18 protein-coding genes are annotated in these 18,285 nt (G+C 74.8%); 10 read left to right on the top strand and 8 right to left on the bottom strand.

Going from position 1 to position 18,285, the window contains the following annotated elements; all coding sequences use genetic code 11:
• Nucleotides 1-41: 41 nt before the first annotated feature.
• Together fusA and ABT129_RS25405 are read right to left on the bottom strand one after the other, a co-directional pair.
• Nucleotides 42-2,063, bottom strand: a complete 2,022-nt coding sequence (gene fusA, locus ABT129_RS25410; protein ID WP_351905851.1) for an elongation factor G — start codon at nt 2,061-2,063, stop codon at nt 42-44.
• A 66-nt stretch (nt 2,064-2,129) separates the two neighbouring features.
• The gene (locus tag ABT129_RS25405) at nt 2,130-2,261 is read right to left on the bottom strand and encodes a hypothetical protein (protein ID WP_351905848.1); all 132 of its coding nucleotides are present in this window, start codon (nt 2,259-2,261) and stop codon (nt 2,130-2,132) included.
• A 256-nt stretch (nt 2,262-2,517) separates the two neighbouring features.
• Here ABT129_RS25405 and ABT129_RS25400 point away from each other — a divergent pair, with 256 nt between their 5' ends.
• Nucleotides 2,518-3,156, top strand: coding sequence for a DUF6232 family protein (locus tag ABT129_RS25400; RefSeq protein ID WP_351905845.1), 639 nt, complete (start codon nt 2,518-2,520; stop codon nt 3,154-3,156).
• Complete coding sequence (locus tag ABT129_RS25395) at nt 3,153-3,494, top strand: hypothetical protein (RefSeq protein WP_351905842.1); 342 nt, start codon at nt 3,153-3,155, stop codon at nt 3,492-3,494. The genes ABT129_RS25400 and ABT129_RS25395 overlap by 4 nt, the downstream gene beginning before the upstream one ends.
• Before the next feature lie 92 nt (nt 3,495-3,586).
• On the opposite strand, the gene ABT129_RS25390 is transcribed toward ABT129_RS25395, so the two are convergent.
• Nucleotides 3,587-4,084, bottom strand: a complete 498-nt coding sequence (locus ABT129_RS25390; protein ID WP_351905839.1) for an RICIN domain-containing protein — start codon at nt 4,082-4,084, stop codon at nt 3,587-3,589.
• Nucleotides 4,085-4,304: 220 nt separating this feature from the next.
• Here ABT129_RS25390 and ABT129_RS25385 point away from each other — a divergent pair, with 220 nt between their 5' ends.
• A complete protein-coding gene (locus ABT129_RS25385; protein ID WP_351905836.1) occupies nt 4,305-4,883 on the top strand; it encodes a TetR/AcrR family transcriptional regulator in 579 nt (192 codons plus the stop codon).
• Nucleotides 4,884-5,014: 131 nt separating this feature from the next.
• Here the strand turns inward: ABT129_RS25385 and ABT129_RS25380 are convergent, their stop codons facing one another.
• Nucleotides 5,015-5,431, bottom strand: coding sequence for a VOC family protein (locus ABT129_RS25380; protein ID WP_351905833.1), 417 nt, complete (start codon nt 5,429-5,431; stop codon nt 5,015-5,017).
• Nucleotides 5,432-5,497: 66 nt separating this feature from the next.
• On the opposite strand from ABT129_RS25380, the gene ABT129_RS25375 reads away from it, so the two are divergent.
• Entirely contained in the window at nt 5,498-6,196 is a 699-nt protein-coding gene (locus ABT129_RS25375) for a nucleoside/nucleotide kinase family protein (protein ID WP_351905830.1), read from the top strand.
• Nucleotides 6,197-6,272: 76 nt separating this feature from the next.
• Here ABT129_RS25375 and ABT129_RS25370 read toward each other — a convergent pair whose 3' ends face one another.
• Entirely contained in the window at nt 6,273-7,013 is a 741-nt protein-coding gene (locus ABT129_RS25370; protein ID WP_351905827.1) for a CTP synthase C-terminal region-related (seleno)protein, read from the bottom strand.
• A gap of 96 nt (nt 7,014-7,109) precedes the next feature.
• Here ABT129_RS25370 and ABT129_RS25365 point away from each other — a divergent pair, with 96 nt between their 5' ends.
• The 4 genes from ABT129_RS25365 to ABT129_RS25350 all read left to right on the top strand — a co-directional run bounded on the left by ABT129_RS25365 (nt 7,110) and on the right by ABT129_RS25350 (nt 10,791).
• A complete protein-coding gene (locus ABT129_RS25365; protein ID WP_351905824.1) occupies nt 7,110-7,652 on the top strand; it encodes a tetratricopeptide repeat protein in 543 nt (180 codons plus the stop codon).
• 20 nt (nt 7,653-7,672) lie between these two features.
• On the top strand, nt 7,673-8,554 hold the full coding sequence (locus tag ABT129_RS25360; RefSeq protein WP_351905821.1) for a LysR family transcriptional regulator: 882 nt from the start codon (nt 7,673-7,675) through the stop codon (nt 8,552-8,554).
• Nucleotides 8,555-8,602: 48 nt separating this feature from the next.
• The gene (locus ABT129_RS25355) at nt 8,603-9,559 is read left to right on the top strand and encodes a DUF1444 domain-containing protein (RefSeq protein ID WP_351905818.1); all 957 of its coding nucleotides are present in this window, start codon (nt 8,603-8,605) and stop codon (nt 9,557-9,559) included.
• Between the two features lie 74 nt (nt 9,560-9,633).
• The gene (locus ABT129_RS25350; protein WP_351905815.1) at nt 9,634-10,791 is read left to right on the top strand and encodes an aminopeptidase P family protein; all 1,158 of its coding nucleotides are present in this window, start codon (nt 9,634-9,636) and stop codon (nt 10,789-10,791) included.
• Nucleotides 10,792-10,870: 79 nt separating this feature from the next.
• On the opposite strand, the gene treZ is transcribed toward ABT129_RS25350, so the two are convergent.
• On the bottom strand, nt 10,871-12,622 hold the full coding sequence (treZ, locus tag ABT129_RS25345) for a malto-oligosyltrehalose trehalohydrolase (RefSeq protein ID WP_351905812.1): 1,752 nt from the start codon (nt 12,620-12,622) through the stop codon (nt 10,871-10,873).
• Between the two features lie 61 nt (nt 12,623-12,683).
• Complete coding sequence (locus tag ABT129_RS25340) at nt 12,684-13,688, bottom strand: GNAT family N-acetyltransferase (RefSeq protein WP_351905809.1); 1,005 nt, start codon at nt 13,686-13,688, stop codon at nt 12,684-12,686.
• 133 nt (nt 13,689-13,821) lie between these two features.
• On the opposite strand from ABT129_RS25340, the gene ABT129_RS25335 reads away from it, so the two are divergent.
• Nucleotides 13,822-14,370, top strand: coding sequence for an FHA domain-containing protein (locus tag ABT129_RS25335; protein ID WP_351905806.1), 549 nt, complete (start codon nt 13,822-13,824; stop codon nt 14,368-14,370).
• 167 nt (nt 14,371-14,537) lie between these two features.
• On the top strand, nt 14,538-15,809 hold the full coding sequence (locus tag ABT129_RS25330) for a cytochrome P450 (RefSeq protein ID WP_351905803.1): 1,272 nt from the start codon (nt 14,538-14,540) through the stop codon (nt 15,807-15,809).
• A 57-nt stretch (nt 15,810-15,866) separates the two neighbouring features.
• On the opposite strand, the gene treY is transcribed toward ABT129_RS25330, so the two are convergent.
• Nucleotides 15,867-18,239, bottom strand: coding sequence for a malto-oligosyltrehalose synthase (gene treY, locus ABT129_RS25325; RefSeq protein WP_351905800.1), 2,373 nt, complete (start codon nt 18,237-18,239; stop codon nt 15,867-15,869).
• Nucleotides 18,240-18,285: the final 46 nt, after the last annotated feature.

Genomic DNA, 18,285 nt, shown 5'->3' with positions numbered 1-18,285 from the left:
GTCCGGGCAGCGGAGGACCGCAGCCCGGACACCGCCGTCGGCTAGCCGGCGGACGCGCGCGCCGGCGCCGGGGCGTACCCCGCCGGCCGGGTGGTGAACGTGCCCCGGCCCTGGGTGCGGCCGCGCAGTCGGGACGCGTAGCCGAAGAGTTCGGCCAGCGGCACCGTGGCCGTCACCACCGCCGTACCGGAGCGGGTCGTCTGGTCCGTCACCCTGGCCCGGCGGGCCGCGAGGTCGCCGAGGACGGAGCCGACGGACTCCGCGGGGACGGTGACCGTCACGTCGGCCACCGGCTCCAGGAGCGTCATCGCGCTCGCGCGCAGCGCCTCGCGCAGCGCGAAACGGCCCGCCGTGCGGAACGCCATCTCCGAGGAGTCCTTGGAGTGGGTGGCGCCGTCCGTGAGCGTGACCCGGACGCCCGTCACCGGATGGCCGCCGAGGGGACCCTCGACGAGGGCGTCCCGGCAGCCCGCCTCGACCGCGCGGACGTACTCCTGCGGGACACGGCCGCCCGTCACCGTGGACGCGAACACGAACTCCTCGCCCTCGGCGGCCGGTTCGACGTCGATGACGACGTGGGCGAACTGGCCCGCGCCGCCGTCCTGTTTCACATGACGGTGGAGCAGACCGGTGACGCCCTTCGCCACCGTCTCCCGGTACGCGACCTGCGGACGGCCGACCGTGACCTCGACGCCCCGGTCGCGCCGCAGCTTCTCCACCGCCACCTCCAGGTGCAGTTCGCCGAGCCCGGACAGGACGGTCTGACCCGTCTCCGGGTCGGACCGCACCACGAGGGACGGGTCCTCCTCCGACAGCCGGGCGAGCGCCGTCGCCAGCCGGCCGGTGTCCGTGGACCGGCGCGCCTCCACCGCGACCGAGACCACCGGGTCGGCGGTCGTCGGAGGTTCGAGCACGACCGGCGCGTCCGGGGCGCACAGCGTCGCCCCGGCGCGGGCGGCCTTCGGGCCCACGACGGCGACGATGTCACCGGCGCGCGCCTCGTCGACCTCGGTCGCCCGGTCGGCCTGGACCCGCAGGATGCGGGCGATCCGCTCGGTGCGGCCGGTGACGGCGTCCAGCACGGTGTCCCCCTTCCCGATCGTGCCCGCGTAGACGCGGACGTAGGTCATGCGGCCGGTGGCCGTGGCGCTCACCTTGAAGGCGAGCGCCGTGAACGGCGCCGTCGGGTCCGCCGGGACCTCCCCGCGCACCGGCGGCATGTCCGACGGGGCCGGGAGGTACGCGACGACGGCGTCGAGGAGCGGTTCGACGCCCCGGTTGCGGTACGCCGACCCGCAGAGCACGACCACGGCCCCGCCGGAGAGGGTGAGGTCGCGGAGCGCGCCCGTGAGGGTCTCCGGGGAGAGCGAGCCCTCCTCGCAGAACTCCTCCAGGGCGCCCGCGTGCAGCTCCGCCACCGTCTCCTCCAGGAGACGCCTGCGGCGCACGGCCTCGTCCCGGAGCTCGTCCGGGACGGGGCCGTCGGTGTACGTGTCGGCGCCGTCGGCCCACACGTACGCCCGCATCGCGACCAGGTCCACGACACCGGTGAAGCCGTCCTCGCGCCCGATGGGGAGCTGGACGGGGAGCGGGACGGCGCCGAGGCGGGTACGGATCGACTCCACGGCGGTGTCGAGCTCCGCGCCCGCCCGGTCCAGCTTGTTGACGAAGGCGATGCGCGGAACGCCGTGCCGGTCGGCCTGCCGCCACACCGTCTCGCTCTGCGGCTCGACGCCCGCCACGGCGTCGAAGACGGCGACGGCGCCGTCGAGGACGCGCAGCGAGCGTTCGACCTCGTCGGAGAAGTCGACGTGGCCCGGGGTGTCGATCAGGTTGATCCGGTGCCCGGCCCAGTCGCAGCTGACCGCGGCGGCGAAGATCGTGATGCCCCGGTCCCGCTCCTGCGGATCGAAGTCGGTGACGGTGGTGCCGTCGTGGACCTCGCCCCGCTTGTGGGTGGCACCGGTGAGGTACAGGAACCGCTCGGTGACGGTGGTCTTGCCCGCGTCGACGTGGGCGAGGATGCCGAGGTTGCGGACGCGGTCGGTGAGGTGGGTACGCACGGTGTCGTGCCTTTCGCTGCTGCGTGGAGAACGGGGCAGCGCGATGCCCGGACGACGGGCCGTCCGTCAGCGGGACGGCGGGAACGTCACGGGTCGGCGGTGGCGGGCGCGCAGCCGCCACCGGCCGGAGGGAGAGGCGAGGATCACGTCGTACCGGGCACGGGAGGAGGACACGGCGACGGCGGCACGGCTGCGCACGGTCCTCTCCTCTCGGTCGAACGGTCTGCGGCGCACCGACCGGGGCGCCGAGACGTGAGTGTAGGGAGTCGGACGGATCGGGCGACAGCGGTTTTCGCGGGCGGGCCGCCGGTCCGCCCGGGCGAGGTGCGGTTGAGGCAAAGTACCGGCCAGAATGGGGAGTTGGCCGTATCTCGTCTGCCTCGTCGTCCCCCTCGGGCGCTTAATGGTGCTCCCGCGGTGCGCGGGTGGGAGTGACGAGGACACGGGGGAACGCATGGACTCCACGGGAAACAACGGGCCGACGCCACCCGGGTCCGCACCGTCCGGGCCGCCACCCCCGAGGAACCCGCCCCCGGCGGCCCCGCCCCAGCGGCCGTGGGAGCGATCCCCGGCGGTCCAGCGCGACGGCACCCTGATCCTCCAGGTCAGCCGCCGGATCCTGTGGGTGGGTTCGGCGGCCATCCCGCTGCACAACATCACCCGGGTGGAGGCCTTCAGGCTCAAGCCCGACCGGGGCGCGGCCCTCCTGCGCTTCCTGAAGTGGCTCGTCGTCGCCGTCGTGGTCTACGCCGTGATCAACACCGTGAACGGCGGCGACGAGAGCATCGGGGGCGGGGGCGGCCCCCTTCTCTTCGTCGTCCTGATCGCCCTGGCCGCCTTCCTCTGCAAGGAGCTCTTCGAGCCGGCGCGGTCGGTCCTGGCCGTGGAGACGGCCGGCGGCTCCGTCGCACACGTCACCCTGCCGAGCGTGGACGAGCTCCGCGAGATCGCCGGGCGGATCGCGTACGCGATCGACAACCCGGAGGCCGAGTTCACCGCGATCGTGCAGCAGTTCAACAGCAGCAACACGAACAATTTCGGCCCCGTGGTCAACATGAACGGGGGCCGCAACAACAGGGGGATCAACCTGTGAGCGACACGACCAACAACTACGGCCCCGTGGTCAACATGGACGGCGGCCGCCAGAACGTCGGCATCAACTACGGCACCGTCGGCGCCGCCTCCCAGGGCGACGAGCTCCGCGCCGCCGTCGAGGAGCTGACCCGTCTCCTCGGTCAGCTGCGCCCCCATCTCACCCCGGAGCAGGACCGGACGATCGAACAGGCCCTGCCCGAACTCACCCCCGACCGCGCCGCGCTGCGCGAGCGCGGCATCGTCCTGGCGTCCGTCGCGCAGATCGCGGCCGCCGTCGGCGCGGTGGGTCAGCCGGTCGTGGAGGCGCTGGGACGGCTCATCCCGTTGCTGGGCTAGACCGTCGCCGCCCGCGGGGCGACGGAGAACGGCCCGCCGATGTCGTCATCGGCGGGCCGTCGTGCGTAGCGCGCGTGAGCGGGGCTACGGAACTACAGGGAGATCTGCCAGGACTGCGCGTAGTTCCAGGTGGGGTTGCAGCTCCACAGGGTCAGCCAGGTGCCGTTCGCCAGCGAGTTGCCCTTGTTGGTGATGCACTTGGTGCCGTTGAGGGTCCGGATGCGGTCGGAGTACTGGTCGAAGTCCTCGTCGAACCGCTGCGGGCTGCTCAGCGAGTTGAAGTCACAGGTCCACAGGGTCAGGACGGCGCCGTTGGTGCCCGAGGCGTTGCCGCGCGGCGTCAGACACTTACCGCTCGCGTCGTGGACGAGGAACATGCCGTTCCAGTGCCACTTCTGCAGGGGGCTGCCGGTGCAGGTCCACACGGTGACGACGGCACCGTTGGCGGTGCTGTTGCCCTCGGGGGTGGCGCAGCTGCCCATGTTCCACAGCTTCGTGTTGCCGGCCGCCTGGGCGGGGCTCGCGGCGAGGAAGCTCACGCCGACCAGGGTCATGAGCGCGATCAGCGCCGACATTGCCTTGCGAATCATCATTGTTCCTTTGTGGTCTTCGGCCCATGAGGCCGACGAATGCCCGCATTTGCCCGAACCGGCACGAAGTGCCGTTTCCTCAGGCGTGGTTGCGGGCGGTTCCCCCGGGTCAATCGAAGCGATACGACACGGAGCGTTTCCGCTGGCGATCAAGGTGCCAGTGATCCTCTGACCTGTCAAAACGCTTCGTATCGTGGGGCCTTGGGGTAGGGTCGGGCGCATGTCCACGGCCCCGTCCCGCCGCAGCGAGAAGGCCCGCCAGGCGATCCTCGAAGCCGCCTTCGCGATCTGTGCCGAACGCGGACTCGCGGCGACCACGATCGAGGCGATCGCGGCCCGGGCGGGTGTCGCCAAGACGACGATCTACCGCTGGTGGCCCTCGAAGGCGGCGATCCTCCTGGAAGTCGTGGAGGTCCGGCGCAGCGCCGACGGCGCCTACCCCGACACCGGCGACATCATGGCCGACCTCGCCACCCAGACCGCCAATGTGACGCGCCTGTTCGAAACCGAGCTCGGGGCGATCTGGCGCGGTCTGATCGCCGCCGCGCAGACCGAGGACGTCGCCGCCGAAGGGGTGCGCCGCATCCTGCGGGGCGCCATCGACGAGTGCGTCGCACGCCTCGCCAAGGCCCGGGACGCGGGCCAGATCCGCGAGGACCTCGACCTCGAACTCGCCGTCCAGCTCATCTACGGGCCGATCTACCACAGCTGGCTGCTCGGCATCCGCGCCATGAGCCCGCCGTTCATGGAGACCGTCCTGGACGCCCTCAGGCCCAGCCTGCAGCCGCCGCGGCCCTGAGGGGCCGGCCCGCGCGCGGGGGCGCGTGGGGGTGGAACTCCCGGGGGGCGTACCCGACGTCCGGGGGCGCGGCCGTACCCGGCGACGCCGGGGCGCCGCATCCGTCCGGATGCGGCCCCCGGCTCGGCGGCCTACGCGGCCGGGTCCGCCGGCTGGAGCAGGTCCCAGCGGTTGCCGTACAGGTCCTCGAAGACGGCGACCGAGCCGTACGGCTCGTGGCGCGGGTCCTCCAGGAACTTCACGCCGGCCTCCGTCATGCGGGCGTGGTCGCGGGCGAAGTCCTCGGTGTGGAGGAAGAAGCCCACCCGGCCGCCCGACTGGTTGCCGACGGAGGCCTCCTCGGCGTCGTTCTTGGCGCGGGCGAGCAGCAGGCCCGCGTTGCCCAGGCCGCCGACCCCGGCGGCGCCGCGCGGGCGCACGACGACCCAGCGGGTGCCGCCGCCCCGGTCGGTGTCCTCGACCAGGTCGAACCCGAGGGCGTCGATGTAGAAGGCGATGGCCTCGTCGTAGTCACGGACGACGAGGGTCACGAGTGCGATGGACGGCATGGGGCAAACGTAATACGTATGAATCTACCCGCGTCAACCGGCACGCCCGGTGTGACAATGCCCGTCATGGACGCGCAACAATTCGAGCGCCTGGCGGCCCGCGCGCGTGCCCTCGCCGAGAGCCCCCGAGGACCGGCCGAAGGGGGCACCGGAGGACCGGCCGAGGGGAGTGCCGCAGGGCCCGCCGACCGCCCCGCCGTCCGCCGCGTCCTCGGGCTCGCAGGTCCGCCCGGGGCCGGGAAGTCCACGCTCGCCGCGCGGCTCGTCGACCGCCTCGGCGGGCTCGCCGTCCTCGTCCCCATGGACGGCTTCCATCTCGCCCAGGCCGAACTGGAGCGGCTCGGACGGGCCGACCGGAAGGGCGCGCCCGACACCTTCGACGCCGCCGGGTACACCGCGCTCCTCGCCCGGCTGCGCGCCCCCGTCCCCGGCACCACCGTCTACGCGCCCGCCTTCGACCGCTCCGTCGAGGAGCCGATCGCCGGGTCCGTGCCCGTCGGGCCCGAGGTCCCGCTCGTCGTCACCGAGGGGAACTACCTGCTGCACGACGAGGGCGCCTGGGCCGGGGTCCTGCCCCTCCTCGACGAGGCCTGGTACCTGGACCTGGACGACCTCCGGCGCGTCCCCCGGCTCGTCGAGCGGCACGTCCGCTTCGGCAAGGACCGGGCCCGCGCCGAACGCTGGGTCCACGACTCCGACGAGGCGAACGCCCGCCTGGTGGCCCGCGGCCGCGACCGCGCCCACCTGATCGTGACGATGGACTAGGGGGTGTCCTGCCGGCCGGGCCGGCCCCGCTAGCCCGGCCCGATCCGAAGGGCAGCCCCCCGGGGAGCCGTGTCGATCAGGCGGCCGGGCCCGCCGCGTGCCGCCCCGCCGCCACCGCCAGCGCCCGGATCAGCGGGTGCGGGCGGGTCCCGTCGCCCGCCAGCTCCGGCTGGAAGAGCGTCGCCAGGAAGAAGGGGTGCGAGGGGAGCTCCGCGATCCGGACGCCGCCCTCCTCGTCCACGCCCGTGAACCGCAGGCCGTGGGCCCGCAGGGTGTCGAGGTGACGGCTTTCGGGGCCGTAGGCGCAGTGGTAGCGCTCGGTGGTCCGCTCCGCGCCCAGGGCCCGCTCGGCGAGCGAGCCCTGGGCGACCCGTACGACCCCCTCGTGCCCCACGAGCGAACAGGCCAGCGGCGCGATCAGCAGGTCGCCCCCGTCGGCCGACGGGTCGTTCTCGGCGTGCGCCGCCGCCGTCAGGCCGCAGACGCCGCGCGCGAACTCCAGGAGGGCGTGCTGGAACCCGCCGCAGGTGCCGAGGAACGGGATGCCGTCCTCACGGGCGACGCGGATCGCGGCGAGCGCCCCCGCCTCGCTCGCGTACGGGCTCCCCGGCAGCACCCACACCGCGTCGAAGCCCCGCACCGCGCCGGGCGCCTCCGCGTCCCCGGTCGGGATCCAGTACGCGTCGAGCACGAGGCCGTCCCGCTCGGCGAGGGCGTCGAGGAGGACGGGGACCCGGACGTGGGAGCGGACGTGCGGCGAGCAGTCGCCGACCAGGGCGACACGGGGGGTGCGGGGGAGGGAGGCCGTGGTGTTCACGGGGATCATCCTCGGCGGCGCTCCCGGTTCACGTCCAACGATGATCCCTGCTCCTTCCATCACGAACGCTGATGAGGGGCTGGATAGGGTGGCCGTATGACGAACGATCAGGGCCCGGCCACCGCGCACGACTGGGAGGGGCGCGTCGCCTCGCTCTGGGAGCGGCTCGACCGTTACGAGCCCGCCGACTTCCGCGCCCGCGTCGCCGCGCTCGCCGCCGAGCGGCCCGCCGACGACGCCGCCGCCCTCTTCGAACGGGCCGCCGCCCACGACTCCACCGGCCTGCCCGCGGAGGCCGTCGAGCTGTACACGCGCGCCCTCGACCGCGGCCTCACCGGGCTGCGCCGCCGCCGGGCCGTCATCCAGCTCGCCAGCAGCCTGCGCAACCTCGGCCGGCCCGACCGCAGCGTCGAACTCCTCACCGCCGAGCGCGACCTCCCCGCCGACCGGCTCGACGCCGACGAGACCGCGCTCGCCGGAGCCGTCGACGCCTTCCTCGCCCTCGCCCTCGCCGACACCGGACGCGACCGCGAGGCCGCCGCCCTCGCCCTGGGCGCCCTCGCGCCCCTGCTGCCCCGCTACAACCGCTCGCTCACCCACTACGCCCGCGCGCTGCTCACCGCACCCGACGGCTCCTGACCGGGCGGGCCCGCACCCCCATGGACCCCCACCTCCTGCGCACGTACGTCACCGTCGCCCGGCTCGCCTCCTTCTCCGGGGCCGCGCGCGAACTGGGCTACACCCAGTCCGCCGTCTCCCAGCACATCGCCGCCCTGGAGGCCGACCTCGCGCTGCCGCTGCTCACCCGCAGACCCGTCGCCCCGACCCCGGCCGGCGAACGCCTCCTCGAACACGCCGGGGCGCTCCTGCTCCGCCTCGACGCCGCCCGCGCCGACCTCGACCGGTTCGCCGCCGCGCCCCGCGCGACCCTGAGCGTCGCCGCCTCCCCGCTCGCCCTGCACCCCCGTACCCTCGCCGCGCTCCCCGCCACCGGCGTCACCCTGCGCGCGCTGCCCCGCGAACAGGTGCCGGTCGCCGTCGCCACCGGCGAGGCCGACGCCGGGCTCGTCGACGGCATCGCCGCCCCCAGCGACCCGCTGCGGCTCCCCGACGTCGCCCCGCTCGCCGCGACCGGCGTCGCCGAGGAACCGCTCGCCGTCCTCCTGCCCGCCGCCCATCCGCTCGCCGGACGCCCCGGGCTCCGCCTCGACGACCTCGTCGACGCCCGCTGGCTCGACGCGCCCGCCGCCGGGCTCCCCCTCGACCGGCTGCGGGGCGCGCACGGCGGACCCGCCGGCCGGGGCTTCCGCACCGCCCTGCGCTACGAGGGCACCGACACCCGCACCCTCGCCGCCCTCGCCGCCGCCGGACACGGCCTCGTCCTGCTGCCCCTGCCGATGGCGTCGGACGTCCCCGGCGCCACCGCCGTTCCCCTCGTCGCGCCCCGGCTCGTCCACCGGACCGAACTCCTCCTCCCGGCCGGCGCGAACGCCGAACCCGGCGTCCCCGCGGCCGAGTTCACCCGACGGCTCCAGAGCTGACACCGGCAGTCGCTACCCTGTGCGCAACGGCGACGGAAGGCGGGCAGGGTGGGGTGGCTGCGACGAGGACCCAGGCGGGACGGCGACGACGCACCGAGGGACCCCGAGTTCGCGTACTTCTCCCAGCGCGAGGCCGCGATGTTCCGCGGCCGGGTCCGGGAGACCTTCGCCGAACTCGGCCTCGAGGTCAGCGTCTACGCCGACCACGTCGTCGACGACAAGGGACGCCGCTTCGGCCTCGGCAACCTCGCCGCCGTCTGCCACCAGGACCGGCGCGGCCCCCGCGTCTGGCCGGGCATGATCCACCGGCACATCGGTCTGGTCGTCCGCGCCATGGACGGGCCGTCCGCGCTCGACACCCTGCCGCCCGAGCAGATCCGCTCCCAGCTCTACCCCCGGGTCGTCAGCGGGGACGGCATGGACGCCTCCGCCTTCGGCTACGCCAGGACCGTCGCCCCCGGGCTCTACGAGGTCCTCGCGCTCGACCTGCCGGAGAGCGTCATGATGCTCACCGACGAGGCCCTGGACCGGCTCGGCGACCACGCCCAGCTGCGCGACCGCGCCCTGCGCAACCTGCGCGGGCTGCCCGTCGAGGAGCACGAGACCGTCCGCGACGCCGACGGCATGTCCTTCGAGATCATCCTCGGCGACTCCTTCTACACCGCGAGCCGCGTCCTCGACCTCGACGGCGTGGTCCGCCGGGTCACCGGCCTGCCCATAGGCGAGCACGGCGCCCTGGTCGCCCTGCCCTTCCGCCACCAGCTCGCCTTCCACCCCATCCGGGACACCTCGATCATCCCGGCCCTCGGCGCGATGGCCTCCTTCGCCGCCTCCGGGTACGAGGACACGCCGGGCGCCATCAGCCCGTACGTCTTCTGGTGGCGCGGCGGCACGCTCACCCAGCTCAGCGAGCACGACGAGGAGCGGGGGGACCTGCGGATCGTCGTCGGCGACGACTTCCAGGAACTCCTGGAACGGCTCATCGCCCAGGGCCCCGGCCGCTGACCGGTCGCGGCCGGACGCCGCGCCCGGCAGGATGCTGTACGTCCAGGACGCAGCGGCCCGAAGAGGAGAGACCCATGTCGAGCAGCCCCGCCCCGGAGCCGGAGGCACCGGAAGAGGTCGCGCCCTTCACCGCGGACGACTACCGGGCCCGGATGGCCCGCGCCGCCGAGTCCGCCGCCGACGCCGGACTCGCGGGCGTCATCGTCGCCCCGGGCCCCGACCTCGTCTACCTCACCGGCTACCAGCCCACCGCGATCACCGAGCGGCTCACCGCCCTCGTGATCGCCCCCGGACGGGAACCGGTGCTCGTCGTCCCGACCCTGGAGGCCCCCGACGCCGAGAAGGCCGCCGGGGCCGCCGCGCTCACCCTGCGGGACTGGACCGACGGCAAGGACCCGTACGCCGTCACCGCACCCCTCCTCGACGCCGACGGCCGCTTCGGCGTCAGCGACAACGCCTGGGCCATGCACCTCCTCGGCCTCCAGCAGGCCCTGCCGGGGACCTCGTACGTCTCCCTCACCGAGGCCCTGCCGATGCTCCGCGGGGTCAAGGACGCGCACGAGCTGGCCCGGATCGCGGCCGCCGGAGCCGCCGCCGACCGGGCGTACGGCGAGATCCTCAAGGTCCGCTTCGCGGGCCGCAGGGAGACCGACGTCGCCGCCGACCTCGCCGCGCTGCTCCTGCGCTTCGGGCACTCGCAGGTCGACTTCACCGTCGTCGGCTCGGGCCCCAACGGCGCCAACCCGCACCACGAGGCCGGCGACCGGGTCATCGAGCACGGCGACATGGTCGTCCTCGACTTCGGCGGCCTCAAGCACGGCTACGGCTCCGACACCACCCGTACCGTCCACGTCGGCGAACCGACCGACGAGGAGCGGCGCGTCCACGACCTCGTGCGCGAGGCGCAGCAGGCCGGCTTCGAGGCGGTCCGCCCCGGCGTGGCCTGCCAGGACGTCGACCGGGCGGCCCGCAAGGTCATCACGGACGCCGGCTACGGCGAGTACTTCATCCACCGCACGGGCCACGGCATCGGGGTGACGACCCACGAACCCCCGTACATGATCGAGGGCGAGGAACTCCCCGTCGTGCCCGGCATGTGCTTCTCCATCGAGCCCGGCGTCTACCTCCCGGGGCGCTTCGGCGTCCGCATCGAGGACATCGTCACGGCGACGGAGGACGGCGCGGGGCGCCGCTTCAACAACACCCCGCACGAGATGGCGATCGTCGAGTAGCCGACCGCCTCGGGCGGGGGCCCGGTGGCCCGGCCGCCGGGCGCCCCGCTCGGCGAGCGGGCCACCCCCGGGCGCCCGGTCAGCCGTCCGTCAGGACGACCGCCGACTCGCCGGGGACGCGCAGGACGCCGTCCGCCGCCGGGGCCCGGACCGGTTCCCAGGCCGCCAGGACCCGGTCCCGGCCGTTCGAGCCGAGGGGGATCACCGCCGGTTCCCCGCCCAGGTTCACGGCCACCCGCAGGACCCCGCGGCGGAAGACCAGCCAGCGGGCCTCCTCGTCGAAGGCCACCTTCACCCCCGCCAGGTCCGGGTCCGTCAGGTCCGGCAGGGTGCGGCGCAGGGCGATGAGTTCCCGGTGCCAGGCGAGCAGCCGCTTGTGCGGGTCCCGCTCGCGCTCGGTCCGGTCGAGGACGGAGCGGTCCCGGGTGGCCGGGTCCTGCGGGTCGGGGACCTGGTTCTCGTCCCAGCCGTGCTCCGCGAACTCCCGCCGCCTGCCCCGCCGTACGGCCTCGGCGAGCTCCGGGTCGGTGTGGTCGGTGAAGTACTGCCAGGGCGTGGTGGCGCCCCACTCCTCGCCCATGAACAGCATCGGGACGGACGGGCCGGTCAGGACGAGGGTCGCCGCGCAGGCGAGCAGCCCGGGGGAGACGGAGGCCGAAAGACGGTCGCCCAGCGCCCGGTTGCCGATCTGGTCGTGCGTCTGGGCATAGCCCAGGAAGCGGTGCGCGGGGGTGCGCTCCCGGTCCACGGGGCGCCCGTGCCGGCGTCCCCGGAACCCCGAGTACGTGCCGTCGTGGAAGAAGACGCGGGTGAGGGTCTTGGCGAGCGCCGCCATCGGGGCGCGCGCGAAGTCCGCGTAGTAGCCCTGGGACTCACCGGTCAGGGCGGTGTGCAGGGCGTGGTGGAAGTCGTCGTTCCACTGGGCGTGGATCCCGATCCCGCCCAGCGCGCGCGGGGTGGTCGTGCGCGGGTCGGCGAGATCGGACTCCGCGATCAGGAAGTGCGGCCGGCCCTGTTCCCTCGCGAGCTCGTCGACGGCCGCCGACAGCTCCTCCAGGAAGGTGAGCGCCCGGGTGTCGGCCAGCGCGTGCACGGCGTCGAGCCGCAGCCCGTCGATCCGGTAGTCCCGCAGCCAGGCCAGCGCGCTGCCCCGGAAGTACGCCCTGACCTCGTCGGAGCCGGGCGCGTCCAGGTTCACCGCCGCGCCCCACGGCGTGTGGTGGGTGTCCGTGAAGTACGGGCCGAAGGGCGGCAGGTGGTTGCCGGAGGGTCCCAGGTGGTTGTGGACCACGTCCAGGACCACGCCCATGCCGAGCCCGTGCGCCGCGTCCACGAACCGCTTCAGGGCCTCCGGGCCGCCGTACGGCTCGTGCACCGCCCACGGCGCCACCCCGTCGTACCCCCAGCCCCGCACCCCGGGGAAGGGGCACAGCGGCATCAGCTCCACATGGGTGATGCCCAGGCCCGCCAGCTCCCCGAGGCGCGCGGCCGCCGCGTCCAGGGTGCCCTCCGGGGTGAAGGTGCCGACGTGCAGCTCGTACAGGACCCCGCCGCGCGGCCGCAGCCGCGGGGAGTCGTGGCGCCAGACGTACGCGGAGTGGTCGACGACCGCGCTCGGTCCGTCGGGCCCGTCGGGCAGCCGACGGGAGCGCGGGTCGGGGAGCACGGGCCCGTCGTCCAGGGAGTAGCCGTACCGGTCGCCGTCGTCGGCGGGCACCACGCCCGTCCACCAGCCGTCCCGCTCGGCGTCCCGCTCCAGGGGGTGGCCGGTGCCGTTCAGCTCCAGCGTCACCCGGTCACGGGCGTTCGGCGCCCACACCTCGAAGAGCACGGGAATCCCCTCGTCGACGGACCAGCCACTCCACGACTGACTACCGCGACCATCCTGGCAGTCAGGAGTCCGCCACGCCCGGCGCGTCCCACACGTAGTTGATCGCGCGCTCGAACGTCACATAGCCCGTTCGGGCGAAGGACGCCGCCATCGGCATGTTGCCCAGGTCCGTCGCCGCCCGGATCCGGGGCACGTCGGCGGCGGCCAGGATCCGCGTCCCCTCCGCCAGGATGTCGTCGCTGTAGCCGTGCCCGCGGTGCGCCGGAAGCACACCGATGTACGCGATCGTGTGGTGGTAGTTGTTGCGCGCGGGGACGACGAAGCCGACCGGCTCACCGCTCTCCGGCAGCTGCGCCACCCGCCACCACTCGTGGGGCGAGGTGTAGTGCGCGAACTCCTCGTCGTAGTGCAGCTCGGCCGCCTCCCGCGGCGACAGGCCGGAGGCCAGATCGGCCTGCCCGTGCGCGTCGAGGGTGCCCTCCATCACCGGGGTCATCAGGGCGACCAGGTCCTCGCGGTCCCGCACCGGGCGGAACTCCAGCCGGCCCTTCGGCTCCGGTACGGGGGTGCCGGGCCGCCACTCCAGGCGGAGCCGCTCGACGAGGGGGCGGGCGCCCGTCCGCTCCAGGGCGCCGAAGACGGACTCCAGGACGGACCGGGTCTCCGGCACCTCGCGCCACTCCGCCGGCATGTACCGCTCGAACTCCGGGCGCTGCCGGTCCGCCGGGATCACCGCGGCCGTGGCGGTCTCCAGGAGCCGCAGGCCGACCTCGACGCGCTCCTCCGGCGACAACTCCGGGGCGAGGTCGAGGAAGTCGAGCATCTGGGGCTCGCCGCCGGCCGTCTTCACCCACCAGGAGAGCCGGCCGAGCAGCCGGTCGCCGTCGAGCGCGACCCACATCCACTCGGGGCGGCGGCGGCCGGTGGCGAGGTCGTCGGCCACCTCGTGGTCGAGCGAGTAGGTGAGACGGAGGAACAGGTCGAGTTCCTCGGGTCCGGCGAGCGGACGGATGACGAGGTCGCGTTCGACGGCGGCGCCGCGGTTCTGCTGGTCGGGCGTGGTCACGTGGTGTTTCCCCCGGGGGATCGGTGTTTCGGAAGACGGCAGACGGTAACAGCGATCTTGAACGACGGGTACGGAGTTTCCTCGCCGGGGCCCTTCTGGACACTTCGGGCCCGGCGGACCGACAATCACGGGTGTGACGACCCCTTTCGAGCTTCCGGCGAACACCCCTCGGCTCACCGACGCCGAGCGGGACCGCGCGCTGGTGCTGCTCCGTGAGGGCGCCGCGCAGGGCCGCCTCTCGCACGACACGTTCGTCTTCCGGATGGAGCGCGCGCTCCAGGCCAGGAGGCCGGACGAACTCGCCCTGCTCACCGCCGACCTGAGGACCGAGGGCACCTGGTCCCGGCGCGTGGTGGGCGTGGTCGAGCGGATGTCGGCGTTCACGGCGAAGCTGGGGCGCGCCTGGCACGCGGAGCGGCTGCCGAAGCTGCTGCTGCCCCTGCCCGGCCCGCATCCCCTGCGGATAGGCCGTGACCCGGTCAACGGACTCCGGCTCAGCCACGAGACGGCCTCCCGGCTGCACGCCGAGCTCTCGCTGCAGAGCGGGCTGTGGGTGCTGCGCGACCTCGGCTCGACGAACGGCACGACCGTGAACGGGCGGCGGGTCACGGGCGCCGTGGTGGTGCGGGCGGGGGACGTCGTCGGCTTCGGCCAGATGTCGTTCCGGCTGTCGCTCGAGTAGCCGCGAGGCGCCACGACCGCCTGGTCCCCCCGTCCGGCCCCTCATGTGCACGCGTTCACCCGTTCGGCGGTATGCGGCGGGCGGTGCGGAGCGCCCGGTGATGGGCTGGGGGGACGCGCGCCACGATCTCCGGCCGCGGCACCCACCGCCGACCGACAGGGGGCGCGATGTCCGACGAGCCGAACCGCGAGCAGGGCCGCGGCACAGACGACGACCGGCCGGAGACGGGAACGGGGCACGACCGGCCGGAGACGCCGCCGGGAGACGCCTGGACGCGGCTGCCGGCCATGGCTCCGGCGACGCCCGGGACCCCCGGCCGCACCGGCGCGCGGACGGTCGTCCGGTCCTCCTCGCCCGAGCCCGCCCCGGCCGCCCCCGCCGCCTCGCCCTCGCCCGAGCCCGTCCCCGTCCCGGCCGCCTCCCCCGTGCGGGGCGGTCGCGCCTCCGCGGCGGGCCGGGTGCGGACCGCGCCCGATCCGACCGCCGAGGGACCCGCCGGACTGGGCGGCGCCCACGGCCCCGGTGCCAGGACCGTCGCCCCGAGCCCCCTCGACCCCGGCGCCTCGCGCGACCCGCACGCGATCCACCGGACCCTGCGCGAGGAGTTCCCGCTCACCTACGACCCGCTGCTGCGGGCCTGGGTGCTCAGCCGGTACGCGGACGTGGCCACCGCCTTCACCGACAGCCGCTTCACGCACGGGCACCGGCCCGGGGACCCGCCCTGCGCGCGGGCCCACGTCGACGTCGACGTGGAGGCCCTGCGCTCGGTCACCGAACGCACCGCCTACGTCCTGGCGCGCCGGATCGCCGAGCGGCCGCAGGCCGACCTGGTCGCCGACTTCTGCCACTGGCTGCCCGCCGGAACCGTCGCCGCCGCCGTCGGCGTCCCGTACCGGGACATGATGCGGCTGGTGCGGGGCAAGGCGGCCGGTGCCCTGGCGGGGGAGTGCGGCGGCCAGATCGCCGTACGGGAGAAGGCCCTGGCCTCGTTCCTCGGCAACGTCCTCGCGGACCCCGACCAGGTCGCCGCCCTCCGTGACGCGCCCGCCGACCTGGTGGGCCGCGCCTGGGCCGAGTCGCTGCGCCGGGACCCGCCGGTGCAGATCGCCGTGCGCCGTACGAGCGCGGAGGTCCCGGTGAGCGGGGGCGCCGTCCCGGCCGGCGCGTCCGTCGCCCTGCTGGTCGGCTCGGCGGGCCGGGACCCGGAGCGCTTCCGCGATCCCGACCGCTTCGACCCGTTCCGCGACGACCCGGGCCAGCTCACCTACGGGAGCGGCTTCTGCCCGGCCGTCGTCCTGGCCGGTCTGGAGGCCGAGTACGCGCTGCGGGCCCTGTTCAGGGCCATGCCCCGGCTCCGTCTCGCCGAGGGCTTCCGCCCCGTCCCCACCGGTCTCATCACCCGCGCGCCCCGGACCCTGATCGTCCGTCCGCACGGCTGAGCCCCGGGGCCCCGGGCGGCCGTCCCGCCGCCCGCCGTGCCCCGGAGCCGCCGGCGTTCAGTCGGCCGCCCGTGCGAGCAGCGCCACCGGCCGATCGGCGAACAGCTCCGCCAGCTTCAGCTCCGTCGCCGGGCCGCCCGTGAACTCCCGTACGCCGTCGAGGACATCGGCCCAGCGGCCGGGCGGCAGGACCAGCTCGGTGTCCTGCCAGCCCCCCGCCTCCCAGAGGCGCAGGGGGAGCCGGGTGACGGCGGTGATCACCTGGTGGGAGCGGCTGAAGGCCAGGCAGTGGGCGGCTGCCGGGCCCTCGGCGGCCAGGGGGATGTACGTGCCCGTGGCGGCGAAGGCCGCCGGACGCGCGCGGCGCAGGCCCAGGGCCGCGCGGACCAGGGCCGTACGGTCGTCGTCCGCGCCGATCGCGAACGGGGCCCGGTTGTCCGGGTCGACCAGGGCCCGGTACTCCCGCTCGGTGTTCTGGTACAGCTCCGGCACGCCCGGCATCGTCAGCTGGGTGAGGAGCGCGCCCAGCGCGTGCGCCCGGATGTGCGGCTCCAGCGCGAAGGCCGCCTCCGAGGCCGCGCGGAGCGGGATCCGGCCGGGACCGGCCGCCGCGAACTCCGTCACCGCCCGCTCGTACTCCGCGTCGGGCTCCGTCCAGCTGGTCCGCAGCCCCGCCTCCCGCACGGACTTGAGGATCGCCGGTCCGAGCCGGTCCGGGTCCGGGGCACCGAAGCCGAACGCCGTCTGCCAGGCCGTCCAGGCCACGTGACCGTCGGGTGCCGGAACCCCCGCGACCTCCCCGAGGAGCTCCGCCCACACCTGCGGGCACTGGGAGAGGACCGCGATGGCGGCCCGGACGTCGGCGCTGCGCTTGGTGTCGTGCGTGGAGAGCACGGTGCCGGTGCCGGGCCAGTCCCGGGCGATCCGCAGGCAGTACGCGTGGAACTCCTCCACGGACACGGCGGGGCGCCCCGCGTCGCCGCCGACCTCGTTCGCCGAGAGCAGCGGGGTGTACCGGTAGAAGGCGGTGTCCTCCACGGACTTGGCCCGCAGCGCCGAGGAGGTCTGCGCGAACCGGGCCCGGAACGCCCGGTGCGCGGGGCCGTCGCCGAGCGTCCCGAGCGCCAGGTCCCGTACGACGTCGACGGCCGCCGCCTCCTCCGGAACCGCGAAGGCGGCCTTCGCGCCCCGCGCCGCCTCCGGGGTCAGCACCTGCTCGCCGCCGGTCCGGTAGGGACGGTAGACCGGCACCCGGACGAGGAGCTCGCGGACCGCGGTGCGCAGCGCCCAGGGCGCGTGGTCCCGCAGGGCGGGGTCGGCGGCGCAGATCCGCTCCGCGATCCGGGTGAGCGCGGCCGTCTCGGCGGCCAGGTCGTGACCGACCACCTCGTAGGCGGCACGCCGCTCGGTCGCGTCCCAGCGGCCGCCCCTGTCCCCGGCCTTGCCGACGGACTCCCGGTACAGATCGGCCAGTTCGTCGGCGCCGACCGGATCGGTGAAGACCCCGTCGAGGTGCCGCAGGGCGTCGTACCCGGTGGTTCCGGCGACCGGCCAGGCGTCCGGCAGCGTCTCCGGTCCCGTGAGGATCTTCTCCACCACCGTCCAGCAGCGCCCGCCGGTCGCCGCCGCCAGATCCTCCAGATACCCCTGCGGGTCGGCGAGCCCGTCCGGGTGGTCGATGCGCAGCCCCTCGACCACGCCGTCCGCGACCAGCTCGACGATCTTCGCGTGGGTCGCGGCGAACACCTCGGGGTCCTCGACCCGCACCCCGATCAGCTCCGAGATCGTGAAGAAGCGCCGGTAGTTGAGCTCGGTACGGGCCAGCCGCCACCACGCGAGGCGGTACCACTGGGCGTCGAGGAGCTCGTCGAGCGGCAGCCCCTCGGTGCCGGGCCGGAGCGGGAACTCCTGCCCGTCCAGGTGCAGCGCCCCGCCCGAGACCCGAAGCCGGTCCCGTACCTCCGGGAGCCGGGCGGGCAGCACCGGAAGGAGCAGCCGGCCGTCCTCCGCCTCCCGGTCCACGTCGAACCAGCGGGCGTACGGCGACGACGGGCCGTCGCGGAGCACCGCCCGGAGGGCGTGGTTGTGCGTGGCGGAGGCCGCCATGTGGTTGGGCACCAGGTCGACGACGAGGCCGAGACCGTGCGCCCGCGCGGTCGCGGCGAGGGCCCGCAGCCCCTCCTCGCCGCCGAGTTCGGCCCGTACGGACCGGTGGTCGGTGACGTCGTACCCGTGGGTCGAACCGGGCACCGCCTCCAGGACGGGCGAGAGGTGGAGGTGCGAGACGCCGAGCTCCGCGAGGTACGGCACGGCCCGCTCGGCCGCCGCGAACGGGAACGAGGGCTGGAGCTGGAGCCGGTAGGTGGCGGACGGGAGGGCGGGACGCGACGGGGCGGAGGGGGAGGCGGAGCCGGACGGGAGGGAGGTCATGCGAACGTACGTACCCCGCGGGAGGGCTTCTGTGTCATCGCCCCAT

Origin of the sequence: Streptomyces sp. NPDC002057 (assembly GCF_040296665.1) — a bacterium.
In the GTDB taxonomy this organism is placed as follows: Bacteria; Actinomycetota; Actinomycetes; order Streptomycetales; family Streptomycetaceae; genus Streptomyces.
The sequence above is the reverse complement of the archived record's forward strand: the minus strand, read 5'-3'. Positions and strand labels throughout refer to the sequence as shown.

Bases quoted from the DNA above. Each gene is read 5' to 3' on its own strand.
- ABT129_RS25400 (WP_351905845.1), top strand. From the start codon at position 2,518: ATGGACTCCACGGGAAACAACGGGCCGACGCCACCCGGGTCCGCACCG.
- ABT129_RS25390 (WP_351905839.1), bottom strand. From the start codon at position 4,084: ATGATTCGCAAGGCAATGTCGGCGCTGATCGCGCTCATGACCCTGGTC.
- ABT129_RS25385 (WP_351905836.1), top strand. From the start codon at position 4,305: ATGTCCACGGCCCCGTCCCGCCGCAGCGAGAAGGCCCGCCAGGCGATC.
- ABT129_RS25380 (WP_351905833.1), bottom strand. From the start codon at position 5,431: ATGCCGTCCATCGCACTCGTGACCCTCGTCGTCCGTGACTACGACGAG.
- ABT129_RS25375 (WP_351905830.1), top strand. From the start codon at position 5,498: ATGGACGCGCAACAATTCGAGCGCCTGGCGGCCCGCGCGCGTGCCCTC.
- ABT129_RS25365 (WP_351905824.1), top strand. From the start codon at position 7,110: ATGACGAACGATCAGGGCCCGGCCACCGCGCACGACTGGGAGGGGCGC.
- ABT129_RS25360 (WP_351905821.1), top strand. From the start codon at position 7,673: ATGGACCCCCACCTCCTGCGCACGTACGTCACCGTCGCCCGGCTCGCC.
- ABT129_RS25350 (WP_351905815.1), top strand. From the start codon at position 9,634: ATGTCGAGCAGCCCCGCCCCGGAGCCGGAGGCACCGGAAGAGGTCGCG.
- ABT129_RS25330 (WP_351905803.1), top strand. From the start codon at position 14,538: ATGTCCGACGAGCCGAACCGCGAGCAGGGCCGCGGCACAGACGACGAC.
- treY (WP_351905800.1), bottom strand. From the start codon at position 18,239: ATGACCTCCCTCCCGTCCGGCTCCGCCTCCCCCTCCGCCCCGTCGCGT.